Source organism: Pseudomonas sichuanensis (assembly GCF_003231305.1).
Taxonomy (GTDB): domain Bacteria; phylum Pseudomonadota; class Gammaproteobacteria; order Pseudomonadales; family Pseudomonadaceae; genus Aquipseudomonas; species Aquipseudomonas sichuanensis.
The window spans coordinates 193,977-208,154 of record NZ_QKVM01000002.1 but is presented as its reverse complement, the minus strand read 5'-3'; the positions used below and the strand labels follow the sequence as shown (position 1 = coordinate 208,154).

The 14,178-nt window shown below is 64.9% G+C and carries 12 protein-coding genes; 5 read left to right on the top strand and 7 right to left on the bottom strand.

The features are described 5' to 3' along the window. The coding region (locus DM373_RS02025) for an Ig-like domain-containing protein (RefSeq protein WP_157966804.1) at positions 1 to 3,684 on the top strand (3,684 nt) is incomplete at its 5' end. A gap of 22 nt (positions 3,685 to 3,706) precedes the next feature. On the opposite strand, the gene DM373_RS02020 is transcribed toward DM373_RS02025, so the two are convergent. Both DM373_RS02020 and DM373_RS02015 read right to left on the bottom strand, forming a co-directional pair. Next, positions 3,707 to 4,072, bottom strand: a complete 366-nt coding sequence (locus tag DM373_RS02020) for a YbaN family protein (RefSeq protein ID WP_110991955.1) — start codon at positions 4,070 to 4,072, stop codon at positions 3,707 to 3,709. An 8-nt stretch (positions 4,073 to 4,080) separates the two neighbouring features. Then, the gene (locus DM373_RS02015; protein WP_110991954.1) at positions 4,081 to 4,668 is read right to left on the bottom strand and encodes a YecA/YgfB family protein; all 588 of its coding nucleotides are present in this window, start codon (positions 4,666 to 4,668) and stop codon (positions 4,081 to 4,083) included. Positions 4,669 to 4,911: 243 nt separating this feature from the next. Here DM373_RS02015 and recQ point away from each other — a divergent pair, with 243 nt between their 5' ends. Beyond that, a complete protein-coding gene (gene recQ / locus DM373_RS02010; RefSeq protein WP_110991953.1) occupies positions 4,912 to 7,059 on the top strand; it encodes a DNA helicase RecQ in 2,148 nt (715 codons plus the stop codon). A 138-nt stretch (positions 7,060 to 7,197) separates the two neighbouring features. Then, positions 7,198 to 7,635, top strand: coding sequence for a MarR family transcriptional regulator (locus DM373_RS02005; protein WP_110991952.1), 438 nt, complete (start codon positions 7,198 to 7,200; stop codon positions 7,633 to 7,635). Between the two features lie 78 nt (positions 7,636 to 7,713). Here the strand turns inward: DM373_RS02005 and DM373_RS02000 are convergent, their stop codons facing one another. Then, positions 7,714 to 9,900 carry a patatin-like phospholipase family protein gene (locus DM373_RS02000; protein ID WP_110991951.1) on the bottom strand — a complete coding sequence of 729 codons (2,187 nt, stop codon included), beginning with the start codon at positions 9,898 to 9,900 and terminating at the stop codon, positions 7,714 to 7,716. 66 nt (positions 9,901 to 9,966) lie between these two features. Here DM373_RS02000 and DM373_RS01995 point away from each other — a divergent pair, with 66 nt between their 5' ends. Then, positions 9,967 to 10,248, top strand: coding sequence for an Rdx family protein (locus tag DM373_RS01995; protein ID WP_110991950.1), 282 nt, complete (start codon positions 9,967 to 9,969; stop codon positions 10,246 to 10,248). On the opposite strand, the gene DM373_RS01990 is transcribed toward DM373_RS01995, so the two are convergent. Both DM373_RS01990 and DM373_RS01985 read right to left on the bottom strand, forming a co-directional pair. Continuing rightward, positions 10,249 to 11,139 carry a DMT family transporter gene (locus tag DM373_RS01990; protein WP_110991949.1) on the bottom strand — a complete coding sequence of 297 codons (891 nt, stop codon included), beginning with the start codon at positions 11,137 to 11,139 and terminating at the stop codon, positions 10,249 to 10,251. It abuts the gene before it with no gap. A 184-nt stretch (positions 11,140 to 11,323) separates the two neighbouring features. After that, on the bottom strand, positions 11,324 to 12,091 hold the full coding sequence (locus DM373_RS01985; RefSeq protein WP_110991948.1) for a helix-turn-helix transcriptional regulator: 768 nt from the start codon (positions 12,089 to 12,091) through the stop codon (positions 11,324 to 11,326). A 142-nt stretch (positions 12,092 to 12,233) separates the two neighbouring features. On the opposite strand from DM373_RS01985, the gene DM373_RS01980 reads away from it, so the two are divergent. Further along, complete coding sequence (locus tag DM373_RS01980) at positions 12,234 to 13,049, top strand: UDP-2,3-diacylglucosamine diphosphatase (protein ID WP_110991947.1); 816 nt, start codon at positions 12,234 to 12,236, stop codon at positions 13,047 to 13,049. A gap of 121 nt (positions 13,050 to 13,170) precedes the next feature. Here the strand turns inward: DM373_RS01980 and DM373_RS01975 are convergent, their stop codons facing one another. Both DM373_RS01975 and DM373_RS01970 read right to left on the bottom strand, forming a co-directional pair. Further along, the gene (locus DM373_RS01975; protein ID WP_110991946.1) at positions 13,171 to 13,755 is read right to left on the bottom strand and encodes an HD domain-containing protein; all 585 of its coding nucleotides are present in this window, start codon (positions 13,753 to 13,755) and stop codon (positions 13,171 to 13,173) included. Positions 13,756 to 13,859: 104 nt separating this feature from the next. Further along, positions 13,860 to 14,171 carry an Mpo1-like protein gene (locus DM373_RS01970; RefSeq protein WP_110991945.1) on the bottom strand — a complete coding sequence of 104 codons (312 nt, stop codon included), beginning with the start codon at positions 14,169 to 14,171 and terminating at the stop codon, positions 13,860 to 13,862. Between the last annotated feature and the right edge of the window lie 7 nt (positions 14,172 to 14,178).

Sequence of the window (14,178 nt, the reverse complement as noted above, 5' to 3'; positions counted from 1 at the left end):
CTGCCGCCATGGGCGACGGATACCTTCGTCTACACCATCCGTGATGCCGATGGTGACGAAAGCACCACGACCATCTCGGTGAAGGTGCTGGACAGCAAGCTGGTCGCCGGCACCGACAGTGAAGTGACGGTGTACGAGAAAGCCCTGGATCTGACCAAGGATGGCAACGACCTGGCCGGTGGCAACGTAGTGGGGAGCGACCCGCACTCAAGCGCCGAAACAGCGTCGGGTTCGCTGGCCGATGCGGTCACCGGTGGCGTGGGTGCATTGACCTTCACCCTGGTCGGCAATGCTGCTGGCCAATATGGCCAGATCCTGCTGAACGCCGATGGCAGTTACACCTACACCCTGACCTCGGCGCCGAACTCGCCGAACCATGTCAACGATGGCCCGAACGTGATCACCGACAGCTTCACCTACCAGGTGAAGGACTCGGTGGGCAACACGACCACCAGCACCATCGTGATCAGCATCGTCGACGACGTGCCCAAGGCCCATTGCGACTTCGCCCATGTCAGCGAGGGCGACAGCATCAGCGGCAATGTGTTGGCCAACGATGTGATCGGCGCCGATGTGCGCGGTGACGGCCAGTACGTGGTGGGTGTGCGCGCCGGCAACGACACCTCCACCTCGGCCAGCGGCCATGTGGGCGACCCTATCAACGGGCTGTACGGTTACCTGACCCTGGATGCCCAGGGCAATGCCACTTACCACGCCAACCCCAACCAGGACCTGCCACCATGGGCGACGGACACCTTCGTCTACACCATCCGTGACGCCGACGGTGACGAGAGCACCACGACCATCTCGGTCAAAGTGCTGGACAGCAAGCTGATGGCGTCCGAGGACAACGACGTCACTGTGTATGAAAAGGCTTTGGACCTGCATAAGGACGGCAATGACCTGGCAGCCGGCACCGTCGTGGGCAGCGACCCAGGGTCGACCGGCGAGACGGCGTCCGGCAGCCTGGTCGGGTCGGTCACCGGCGGTTCCGGCGCCTTGACCTACAGCCTGGAGGGCAATGCGACAGGACAGTACGGGCAGCTACTGCTCAAGGCTGACGGTTCCTACACCTACACCCTGACCTCCGCACCGAAAACCCCGGGCGGCGCCAACGATGGTGCCAACACGGTGGTGGAACACTTCACTTACAGGGCCACCGACGCACATGGCAACAGTGTCACCAACACCATTGCCATCAACATCGTCGACGACGTGCCCAAGGCCGAATGCGCAGTGCGCAACATCACCCCTGGCCAGGTGGACTCCAATATCCTGCTGGTGATCGATGTCTCCGGCAGCATGGCCTGGGACTCCGGCGTGAATGGCCTGAGCCGGCTGGACCTGGCCAAGCAAGCGATCAACACGCTGTTGGACAAGTACGACGCGATGGGCGACATCAAAGTGCAGATTGTCACCTTCTCCAGCGGCGCCACCCAGCAAGCGCAGACGTGGGTGTCGATCGGCGAGGCCAAGAACCTGATCGCCGGGCTGCACGCCGACGGGGCGACCTACTACGACTCGGCAGCCACCAAGGCCCAGCAGGCGTTCGCCACCAGCGGCAAGCTCGACGGTGCACAGAATGTCAGTTACTTCTTCTCCGACGGTGAGCCGAGCTCGGGCCACGGCATGACCGCCACGCGGGAAGCCACCTGGGAGACGTTCCTCGACCAGAATGGCATCAAGGCTTACGCCATCGGTATGGGCAGTGGCGTCAACGAGGGCAATCTCGACCCGCTGGCCTACGATGGCAGCAGCCATGTCGATACCCAGTCGGTGGTGGTTACCGACCTCAACCAGCTCGGCGCAGTGCTCTCGGGCACGGTGCAGGGCGCACCGATCACCGGCAGCCTGATGAGTGGCGGCGACTTCGGTGCCGACGGTGGCTTCATCAAAGCCCTGATGGTGGACGGCACCACCTATGGCTTCGACCCGAAAGCCAACGGCGGGCAGGGCGGTTACACGGTCAGTGGCGGGGTGGACAAGGCGTCGTTCGATACCGTCAGCAACAGCCTCACCATCAAGACCAGCCTGGGCGGCACCCTGCTGGTGAACATGGACAACGGTGAATTCACCTATACACCACCCAAGGACAACGGCGGCCAGGTGGAGAAATTCACCTTCACGGCCAGCGACAACGACGGTGATACCAGCACTGCCACCCTGACGGTGAACATCAACGGCAACCATGCACCGATCGCCGGTGCGGACCACATCATCACCAATATCAGCGGTGCCAGCGTCAGCGTGCCGGCCGAAGCGCTGCTGGCCAACGACAGCGATGCGGACCACGATCGGCTGAGCGCGGCGCCGATCACCTTCAACACCGGCTTCGCCGACAAAGGCGCAGGCTTCACCCCGGGCGTCCAGGCGCAGACCCTCTACATGGACGGCACCAAGGACCGTGCCGAGAACCAGTTCCGCGCCCTGGCACGCAGCGAGTTCACCAGCCAGTCGGGCAGCATGACCGCGGCACTGGTGGTGGCGGGCTACCTCGGGCTGATCAGCAACAGCAACGCCAACGACGAGGACACCTTCACCGTCACCCTGCGCAAGGGTGAAACCCTTACCCTCGATCACGACCGACCGGCCGGCAACCTGTCTATGGAGTGGAAGGACGCCACTGGCAGTTACCAGCCGATTGCCGATGGCCAGAGTTTCACGGCCAGCCATGACGGGGTGTACAGCATTCACCTGGTCAACACCGAGAACGCCCTGGGTAGCAGCAAGGCCGCCGAGAACTACAAGCTGAGCCTGCTGGTGGACTACAGCAACGCCAGTAATCCCGTGGTCCATGACACCTACACTGTCAGCGACAACCATGGCGGCACGGCGACCGGCAACGTGGATATCACTTATCAGGCAGGTCATGTCCTCGAGGGCACGGGGGGGGACGATGTGCTGCTCGCCGGGGCTGGTGACAATACGCTGAACGGCGGGGCCGGCAATGACGTGCTGGTGGCCGGGGCCGGCAATGACAGCCTGCATGGCGGCGACGGCAATGACTTGCTGATCGCAGGGCCCGGCAATGACTTGCTCGACGGCGGGCAAGGCATCGACACGGTCAGTTTTGCCAAGGCCACTGCCGGGGTGGTGGTCGATCTGGGCAACGTCGGTGCGCAGAACACCGGGGGCGCCGGCGTGGATACCCTGACCAGCATCGAGAACCTGATCGGCTCAGATTACAACGACACCTTGATCGGCAATGGCGGTGACAACGTGCTCAACGGTGGCGCTGGCAATGATGTGCTCAAAGGTGGTGGCGGCAACGACACGCTCATTGGCGGCCCGGGTGATGACACCCTGACCGGCGGCAGTGGCAACGACACCTTCGTCTGGCAGAAGGGCGATAGCGGGCATGACACCGTGACCGATTTCACCCCGGGTTCCGATCGCCTCGATCTGTCGCAGTTGCTGCAGGGCGAGAACGCCACCAGCGCTTCGCTGGATGACTACCTGCACTTCAAGGTCAGCGGCACGGGCAGCAACGTGGTGTCGACCATCGAGGTGAGCAGCGTTGCGGGGGCGGCGCCGACCCAGACCATCGAGCTGGCCGGGGTCGACCTGGCCCAGCATTACGGGGTCACGGCAGGTGCCGGTGGGCTGATCGCGGCCGGGCATGATACCGCGACCATCATCAACGGCATGCTCAATGACCATTCGTTGAAGGTGGATACGGTGTAAGTGGCCTTGCGCCGCGAAGGCGTCAGCCTTGGCGGCGCAGTGTCTTCTGCTTGAGAATCCAGGCACTGACCAGCACCGCGCTGGTCAGCATGAACGCCCGGGCCCAGAACAGCGGTACCAGGTAGCACGACAGGCCGATGCTCGCCCACATCAGGCCGATCGCATACACCTTGCCTTTGAGCGGGATGCCCTCGCCGCTGAGGTAATCGCGAATCCATGGCCCGAGTTTCGGGTGGGTCACCAACCACGTGTGAAAGCGCGGCGAGCTACGGGCAAAGCAGGCCGCCGCGAGCAGCAGGAAAGGGGTGGTGGGCAGCACTGGCAGGAAGATCCCCAGCACCCCCAGCGCGACGCTGAGCCAGCCGACGGCCAGCAGCAGGTAGCGCACCACGCCGATCAGTGGCGGCGTGGTTTGAGTACGGCAGGTTTTTCGTCCGGTGCGTGCTGCAGCAGGAACAGCGCGCTCAGCGCTTCGGGAATCTGCACGATCATGTCGTCCTGCAGGTTGGCATCGCTGGCGATGTCGGCGAACTCCGGCTGCTCGTCGAACAGGCCCGAACCGACCATGATCGGCAGGAGCATTTCGCTGACTTCATCCTCGGAGCTGTCGAACCAGGCCTCTTCACGCAGGAACACGCCCTCCATGAAACCGATGCACCAGCCGCGCAGGTCCGAGTCGTCCGGCTCGTCGGTCAGGTCGAGGTCGCAGGGCAGGTCGAATTCTTCTTCGCTGGCCAACTGGCGAGCGATGTGGCCCTTGAGGGCTACCAGCGTCGCTTCGATCTCGGTGCGCTGGGCATCGCTGGTGTAGTGGGGCTCTTCAGCGAACAGCGCGTCGATCCACTCGCGCTCGGGAACCTCTTCCGAGCAGATCGACAGCGCGGTCAGGTAGCCGTGTGCGGCGACGTAGTCCAGCGCTTCTTCGTGCAGCTCATCGGCATCGAGGAAGGCTTGCAGGCGGGTCAGTTGCTCGGCGAAGGACATTACAGGGCTACCTTGGGGAATAAACGATAACGAATTCTAGCACCTTGCGGCGTTCACGGGGCAAAGGGAACGTCTGTCACCGCAGCCTGCCGTGGGCTGAGCCAGTCGGGTATACTCCGCCACTTTTCGTGCTGGGTGGCCTGTGCGGCGATCCGGCAAAAACCGCTTACGCATTTGTACGGTGCCTGGCGGATTTATCGTCCAGCCTGTGTCCAGGATGGTACGGCGATTTTGGAGTGGCAAATGCTCGAACAGGCTCAGCGCGTCCTCAAGGATGTCTTCGGTTACGACAGTTTCCGTGGGCGCCAGGCCGCGATCATCGAATGCGTGGCCAACGGCGGCGATGCCCTGGTGCTGATGCCCACCGGCGGCGGCAAGTCGCTGTGCTTCCAGGTGCCGGGGCTGTTGCGCCCGGGCTTGACGGTAGTGGTGTCGCCACTGATCGCGTTGATGGCCGACCAGGTCGCCACCCTTGACGAACTGGGGGTGGCCGCCGCGGCGCTCAATTCCTCCCTCAGTGCCGAGCAGCAGCGCGAACTGGCCGGGCGCCTGCGCCGCGGCGAGGTGAAGATGCTGTACCTGGCGCCCGAGCGCCTGGTACAGCCGCGCATGCTGGATTTTCTGCGCGACCTCGACATTTCGCTGTTCGCCATCGATGAAGCCCACTGCGTATCGCAATGGGGCCACGATTTCCGCCCCGAATACCTGCAACTGGGCCAGCTCGCCGAGCTGTTCCCCCATGTGCCGCGGATCGCCCTCACCGCCACCGCCGACATGCGCACCCGCGAGGAAATCGTCCAGCGCCTGCACTTGCAGGGCGCCGAGCGCTTCCTGTCGAGCTTCGACCGGCCGAACATCTTCTACCGCATCGTGCCCAAGGAAGCGCCGCGCAAGCAGCTGATGGCCTTCCTCGCCGAGCGCCGTGGCAACGCCGGCATCGTCTACTGCCTGTCACGCAAGAAAGTCGACGAAACCGCGGCCTTCCTCTGCGAGCAGGGTTTCCCGGCATTGCCCTATCACGCAGGGCTGGCAGCCGAAACCCGCGCCGCCAACCAGCACCGCTTCCTCAACGAGGAAGGGCTGATCATGGTAGCCACCATCGCCTTCGGCATGGGCATCGACAAGCCCAACGTGCGCTTCGTCGCCCACCTCGACCTGCCCAAGTCGCTCGAGGCCTACTACCAGGAAACCGGCCGTGCCGGCCGTGATGGCCTGCCGTCGGACGCCTGGATGGCCTACGGCCTGCAGGACATGGTGATGCTCAAGCAGATGCTGCAGAACTCCGAAGGCGACGAGCGCCACAAGCGCATCGAGCAGCACAAGCTCGACGCCATGCTGGCACTGTGCGAAGAGACGCGCTGCCGCCGTCAGTCGCTGCTGGCCTACTTCGATGAAGTGCTGGAGCAGCCCTGTGGCCACTGCGACAACTGCGTAGACCAGATCCAGACCTGGGACGCCACCGAGCCTGCCCGGCAGGCGCTGTCGGCGGTGTTCCGCACCGGCCAGCGTTACGGCGTCGGCCACCTGGTCGACGTGCTGCTGGGCAAGGACAACGAAAAGGTGCGCAACTTCGGCCACGAGAAACTCTCGGTCTACGGCGTCGGCAAGGCGCTGGCCGAGGCCGAATGGCGCTCGCTGTTCCGCCAGCTGGTGGCACGCGGCCTGGTGGACATCGACCTCGAAGGCTATGGCGGCTTGCGCCTGTCCGACAGCTGCCGCCCGCTGCTGCGTGGCGAAGTCAACCTGCAACTGCGCCGTGACCTCAAGCCGCAGACCGCGGCCAAGTCGTCCGGCAGCAGCGGTGGCAGCCCGGCCAGCCAGCTGGTACGGGCCGAGGAGCGTGAGCTGTGGGAGGCGCTGCGCACCCTGCGGCGCAAACTGGCCGAAGAGCACAGCGTACCGCCGTACGTCATCTTCCCCGATTCGACGCTGTTGGAAATGCTGCGCAGCATGCCCACCAGCCTCAGCGACATGGCCCAGGTCAGCGGCGTCGGCGCACGCAAGCTGGAGCGCTACGGCCAGGCCTTCCTCGAAGTGCTCAATGGCGCCGGCGGCACCGAGGAGGCGCCGAAAGTGGTACTCGACCTGCGCCACGAACTGGTCAGCCTGGCCCGTGCCGGTATGACCCCGGCGCAGATCGCCGGCCAGCTCAACTGCAGCGAGAAGAACGTCTACAGCCTGTTGGCAGAAGCCATTGGCCGCCAGGAGCTGAGCCTGGAGCAGGCGCTCGACCTGCCCGAAGAGCTGATGATGGAGGTGCAGGATGCCTTCCTCGATGGCGAGGGCGAGCTGCCGCCGGTCTCGGCTGTCGCGCCGCTGTTCGGCTCGCGCGTCCCCGAAGGCGTGTTGTATTGCGTACGGGCGGCGCTGGCATCGGAGTTCGAACTGTGATCGCTGGCATTTGTGCCATTTGCTGACCTTTGTCAGGCGATTACAGGATTATCGGATGTTTCCCAAGCGCTGAACCTTGCCTCATGGGCTGGGGCATGGTTAGCTGACTAATAATTAGTTCTATTCATTGAGTTGCTTATGCCCCTGACCGACAACCAACACCGCTTCGGCATGCAGCTGGCCCAGATGTCCCGGGGCTGGCGTGCCGAACTGGACCGCCGCCTCGCCGGGCTCAATCTTTCCCAGGCGCGCTGGTTGGTGCTGTTGCACCTGGCGCGTTTTGACGATGCGCCAACCCAGCGTGAGCTGGCCCAGAGCGTCGGGGTTGAAGGCCCGACCCTGGCCCGCTTGCTCGACAGCCTGGAAAGCCAGGGCCTGGTGCGGCGTCAGGCGGTAGTGGAGGATCGTCGGGCGAAGAAGATTGTGCTGTGCCCACCGGCCAAACCGCTGATCGAGCAGATCGAGACCATCGCCAATGCTTTGCGCGTGGAGCTGTTCAGCGGGGTGGATGAAGCCGATCTGGAAGTGTGCATGCGGGTACACGCCAAGATCCTCGGCAATCTCGAGAAGTCCTGAGTCTCAGCCAAATCGCGGGGCAAGCCCGCTCCCACAAAGTGGACACTGCGTGGGAGCGGGCTTGCCCCGCGATGCTTTCTAGAAGGTGTGCCCCAGATTCAGGTACACCGCCTGCTCATTCGCATCGTTGGCCCCATAGCTCAGGTTAAGCGGGCCCAGCGGCGTCTCCAGCCCGAGGAAGATGCTCGCGGCATTGATGTAGCCACTGTCGAACTCATTGTCGTTGTTCCATGCCCGGCCCCGCTCCAGCGAGCCGCCGATGTACAGCGGGAAGTCCAGTGGCAGGTAGGCGCGTGGTGTCAGGCGGCGGTAATAGACCATGCGCAGCAGGCTCATGTTCTGCCCGGAGATCGAGTCCTGGCGAAAGCCCGACAGCTGCCGGGCGCCGCCGAACACGAAGCTTGATGTCACCACTTCGGCTTCATCCAGCGTGCGCCCGTAGCGCCCACCCAGCACCAGGGTGTTCGGCCCGCTGCTGAAGGCCTTGTCCAGGTTGAACAACCACTGCCGGTAATTCTGGTCCGAATCCAGCGATTGGTCGTATTTGCGCGCGGTCAGGCCGATTTCCTCGCCGCTGTGGGGGAAGTAGACATTGTCGAAGGTATCGTATGAGTACTTGAGCTCGTAGAAGCCCTCGTTGAAGCTGACCTTGGGCAGGCTCTGGTCGCCGATGCGCACCTCGGCCTGGCCCCAGGCCTTGCCCACGCCCAGGCGCACTTCGCCGTAGGTGCTGATCTGCCGCCCGACGTTCAGGCCAAAGCCGTAGCGCTCCAGGCGGTATTCGGCCACCGGGTCGTTGTCCAGCGTGGCCTCGACGTTCTGTGAGCCGAGGTCCAGATAAGGGGCGATGAAGTAGCGCGAGCCAACGTCCAGCGGCTGGTAGAACTCGCTGTACAGCTCCTGCTGGTCGCCGATCTGGGCGCGGGTGAGCCATTCGGCGCCCAGGCGGTTGATGCCATTGACCCGGTAGCTGGCGCCCAGGTTGAAGGCGCTGTCGCCGCGCAGGTCATCGGACAGGTTCAGGCCCAGGCGCAGGTAGTCGGTGCCGCCGCGCCGGCCGCGGGCCTTGATCACCAGGGTGTTGGCGTCACCCTTGTGCACCACGCGGTATTGCACCTGGTCGAAATAATCCAGGCCGTACAGGGTGCCCATGTCGGTCTGCAGGCGATCGAGTTGCAGCGGCTCGCCGATCGGCTGGCGGATGTAGTAACGAATCACGTCGTCGCTGACCTTGGAGTCGTTTTCCACCTTGATCGCGGTGATCACCGGGGTGCGCTGGCCGGGTGAGCGGGCCACCGCCAGGCCGGCATCACCGTCGGCCTGGCGCAGCGCTGCCAGACGCGGGTCGAGGGCGCGAGTGGCGCGGTAGCCGGCGTCGATCATGTCTTGGGCGCGGCCGAAGTCGGTGACGCCGAAGCTGGCCAGCGGCGGCTGCACCAGGATGTCGTCGCGGGCCAGGCTGGCCAATTGTTCCTCGGAGTTGCGCCGGGTCATCAGGGTGATCGACTGGTTGAGCACGTCGACCACCGTGGCCAGCTGCTTGCGGTTGCGCAGCGGGGTGCCGATGTCGACCACGATGGCGATGTCGACGCCCATCTCGCGCACCACATCCAGCGGGATGTTGTCGGTCATGCCGCCGTCCACCAGCAGCCGGCCATCCAGCTCCACCGGGGCGAACACCGCCGGGATCGACATGCTGGCGCGGACCACCTGGGGCAGGTGGCCGCGGCGGAACACCACTTTTTCACCCGTGGTGATGTCGGTGGCCACGGCGCGGAAGGGAATCGGCAGCTTGTCGAAGTCGCGGATGTCGGCAGTGTGTGCCAGCTTGCTCTCCAGCAGCAGCGAGAGGTTCTGGCCCTGGATCACCCCCAGCGGCAGGCCCAGGCTGCCATCGTCGCGGAAGCTCAGCTTCTGCTTGACCAGGAAGTCGCGGTCATCCTGCTTGCGGCGGAACGGGATGTCCTCGCGCGGCGGGGCATCGGACAGCGCCTGCTGCCAGTCCAGGGTGGTCGCCAGTTTTTCCAGCTCCTCGACGCTGTAGCCCGAGGCATACAGCCCGCCGACCACCGCGCCCATGCTGGTGCCGGCGATGGCGTCGATGCGCACGCCTTGTTCCTCCAGGGCCTTGAGCACCCCGATGTGCGCCAGGCCGCGGGCGGCGCCGCCCGACAGCACCAGGCCGACCTTCGGCCTGGCAGGTTCGGCGGCGAACAGGGTGAGGGAGGTGAGCGTCAGCAAAAGGCATAACAGCAGGCGGCGCATCGTGAGTCTCAAAAGCAGCGGTAAAGACCGCTAGTATAAGCGGCCCTTCCTCTGGAGATGCCCGACATGGCCGACAGCAAACCGCAGATCGTCATTACCTACTGCACCCAGTGCCAATGGCTGCTGCGTGCCGCCTGGCTGGCCCAGGAGCTGCTCAGCACCTTCGCCGACGAGCTTGGCCAGGTGGCGTTGGCGCCAGGTACCGGTGGCGTGTTCCGCATCACGTGCGACGGCGTGCAACTGTGGGAGCGCAAGGCTGATGGCGGTTTCCCCGAAGCCAAGGTGCTCAAGCAGCGGCTGCGCGACCTGATCGACCCCGAGCGCGACCTGGGCCACAACGATCGCTGATCAGGCGCTTTCCACCACGGCGCGCGGTTTCACCGGCTGCTCGGCGGCCATGCGGCTGGACAGCACGATGGCGAAGATGATCAGCGCGCCGCCGGCGAGCATGCGCAGGGTGGGGGTTTCGGCGAACACCACCCAGGCCACCGCGATGCCGTAGACCGGCTCCATGCCGAACACCACCGCCGCGGTACGGGCCTTGATCACGGCCAGGCTGGCGACGAACAGGCTGTGGGCGACGCCGGTGCAGAACACCCCCAGCAGGGCGATCCACAGCCAGTCCATGGGCGCTACGCTGGTCAGCCCCGGAGCGGCGAAGGGCAGCAGGCACAGGCTGACCACCAGGTTCTGCCACAGCGCCGCCTGCACCGCCGGCAGGCGCCCGGAACCTGCGCGGTTGGTCAGTGACAGCAGCGAGAACAGCAGCCCTGAAAGCAGCGCCCAGAGCAGCCCGCCGGTGGCCTCGCTGGCCAGGTCGAAAGCAGGGGTGACCAGCACCAGGCCGATGCTCACCAGCACCACCAGCACGGCCTCGTTGCGACGGATACGCTCACGGAACAACAGGCCTTCAAGGATGACCGTGAAGGCCGGGAAGCTGGCAAAGCCCAAGGTGGCAATGGCCACGCCCGCGACCTTGACCGCGACGAAGAAGCTCACCCAGTGCCCCGCCAGCAATACGCCGCCCAACAGCAGGCGGCGCAGGTCGCGCCCGCCCAGAGGCTGCCAGGCCTGACGCGCCAGGCTGGCGAACAGGCCCAGGGCGAGTACGGCGAAGGCGGCGCGGCCGAAGACGATGATCGACGGGCTGGCACTGGCGGCCAGTTTGCCGAACACGCCGGTCAGGCCGAAAAACAGCGCGCCGATGTGCAGGGCGCCGAGGGCGGTGCGGTGGTTCATGGTGGTCCTTGGGTTGGTTGCGCGATATTACCGGCCCTATCGCGGGGCAAGTCGCATCGGTGCATCGCCGCTCCCACGTTTGCTCGGACGGATGTAGCGTGGGAGCGGGCTTGCCCCGCGATAGGGCTGGTACAGGCGCTCAGTGTAAAAGGCCGGTTCGCCGGTGTCTGTCGCCAGTCTCGCGTCAGTTATCGCCGGGCTCTCGCCGCAACGCCGAGGGGGTGCAGCCAAATGCCCGCATCACCGCCGCACTGAAGGCACTCTGGGACTCGTATCCCACCCGCGCGGCGATCTCCCCCACTGGCAGCAGTGACTCGCGCAACAACTGCCGGGCCATGTGCAGCCGGCGCTGGCGGATATAGTCCATCGGCGTCATGCCGCATTCCGCAGTGAAGCGCGCATGCAGTCGAGCGCTGGACAGCCCGGCCAGCCGCGCCAGGTCAGCGACCTGCAGTGGGTAGGCGGCATGCTGTTCGATATGGGCGTCGAAGGCTGCGTAGGGCAGGCGGCTGCTGGCGACTATCGGTGCCCCCGCCCGAGGGTTGAGGCTGGCCAGCAACAGCACCGCACCCTGGCGGGCGATCAATGGGTCGTCCATCGGGCTTGTCGCCAGCCAGTCCACCAACTGCTGCTGGCGGTTGTCCAGGCCCAGCGCGCCAGGGCGGTCGAGCAGGCGGCGGCTGGCATCGGCATGCGCCCCCAGCTGTTCGCCGAGCCAATGCTCGCCCGGCACATCCAGCACCAGGCAGTGACTGCCGGCGGCGCTGCCGCAGGTATGGTGGGCGCCGGCAGGCACCACCATCAAAGCCTGGCGATCGACCCGCGCACCCTGGCCCTGCACCTCGAAGTCCAGCCGCCCGCGCAGGCCGAACACCAGTTGCGGGTGCTCGTGGCTGTGGGCGATCAACTCGTCACGGTAGTGGCGCAGTGAGAGCAGCGGGCCGGTGGTCATGATGGGTCCTCGTAGGGCAGGGCAAGAGTGTACACCCTGTGCCGGGCTGTCCGCCGGCAAGGCGCGATCAGTCGTCATCGGCCTGCCACCAACCTGTCACCTGTGCCTGCCAGTCTCCAGCAAACAGTGCCGGAGCCTGCCCATGACCCATGCCGAAACCGTCCGCCCGTCACGCAAGCAGCGTGTACGTACCCTGTGGATCTCCGATGTGCACCTGGGCACCCGGGATTGCCAGGCCGAACACCTGTCGCAATTTCTCAAGGGGTATCAGGCCGACCGCATCTACCTGGTCGGCGACATCATCGATGGCTGGAAGCTGCGCGGCGGCATCTATTGGCCCCAGGCGCACACCAACGTCATTCGCCGCCTGCTGACCATGAGCAAGCGCGGTACCGAGGTGGTCTACGTCACCGGCAACCATGACGAGTTTCTGCGCCGCTATTCCAAACTGATCCTCGGCAATATCCAGCTAGTGGACGAAGCCGAACACCTCACCGCCGATGGCCGTCGCCTGCTGGTGATCCACGGCGACCAGTTCGACGTGATCACCCGTTATCACCGCTGGCTGGCGTTCCTGGGCGATCGCGCCTACGAATTCACCCTGGTGCTCAACCGCTGGCTCAACCACTGGCGTGCCCGCTATGGCTACGGTTACTGGTCGCTGTCCGCCTACCTCAAGCACAAGGTCAAGGGCGCGGTGAGCTTCATCAGCGATTTCGAGGATGCGATTGCTCACGAGTGCACTCGGCGAGGCTTTCAGGGGGTGGTCTGCGGGCATATACACCATGCCGAAATACGCAAGGTTGGCGAGGTGGAATACCTCAACTGCGGTGACTGGGTGGAGTCGTGCACGGCGCTGATCGAGCATTGGGACGGGCAGATCGAGCTGTACCGCTTCGCCGATGCCCAGGCGCGCGAGGTGGCGCAGCGGTTGGCGGAGCTTGGCGAGCCGGCGTGAAACCGTGCTGGCTTCATCGCAGGCAAGCCAGCTCCCACTTCGATCGCGCGTGCCTCAAGCCATACGCATTCCTGTGGGAGCCGGCTTGCCGGCGATGAGGCCGGGGCTTGCGACCTATGACTCAGGCAGATTCCTGCAATGCCGTTTTGTAGAGGGATTGCCTCGGCTGGGCGAACACCCGTTCGAGCATCGGCTCGAAGAATGACAACGGCAGGTTTTCGTAGTCGGGGTCGAACGCGGCGGCATCGTAGCGCGCACAGAACTCGATGGTCCGCTGGTACTGCGGGTGTGCGTTGAATCGCTCGCGCAGGTGCCGGTCCATGCCCAGGTGGTGGAAGAAGTAGTAGCCCTGGAAGATCCCGTGGTGCTCCACCATCCACAGGTTCTCCGGGCTGACGAAGGGCTTGAGGATCGCCGCGGCGATGTCCGGGTGGTTGTAGCTGCCCAGGGTATCGCCAATGTCATGCAGCAGCGCGCAGACCACGTACTCCTCGTCGCGGCCATCACGCCAGGCACGGCTGGCGGTCTGCAGCGAATGGCTGAGGCGGTCGATGGGGAAGCCGCCAAAGTCACCGTCGAGCAGGCGCAAGTGCGCCAGGATGCGGCTGGGCAGTTGGCGGGCATAGGCGCGAAAGTCATCGGCGATGATCGCCCAGTCCTGGGCGGTGCCATCGCGCATGTGGTTGAAGCTGGCTTGCTGGTTCATTGCCTTTGGGCTACTCGGGGCGGGGACATGCCAGCAGTGTTAGGCATGTCGGCGGCCCTGGCAGTGGCCGGCGGGGACGTGAATCTGGCCTTGCGGGCCGTTATTCAGAGGCTGAGCCGGCCCAGGAGAATGTCGCGAAACATGGCGAAGTCGCCGATCAGGCTGTACCAGGGGTGAGTGAAGGTGGCCGGGCGATTCTTTTCGAAGAAGAAGTGGCCAACCCAGGCGAAACCGTAGCCGGCGAGAGGCACGGCGAGCAGCAGCAGCCACTTGCCGCTGCCGAGGGTGTAGGCGAGCAGGGCGATCACCAGGCTGGTACCGACGAAATGCAGGCGGCGGCAGGTGGGGTTGTTGTGCTCGCCCAGGTAATAGGGATAGAACTCGGCAAAACTGCGGAACTGCGCTGTGCTGGTCATGGCTGTG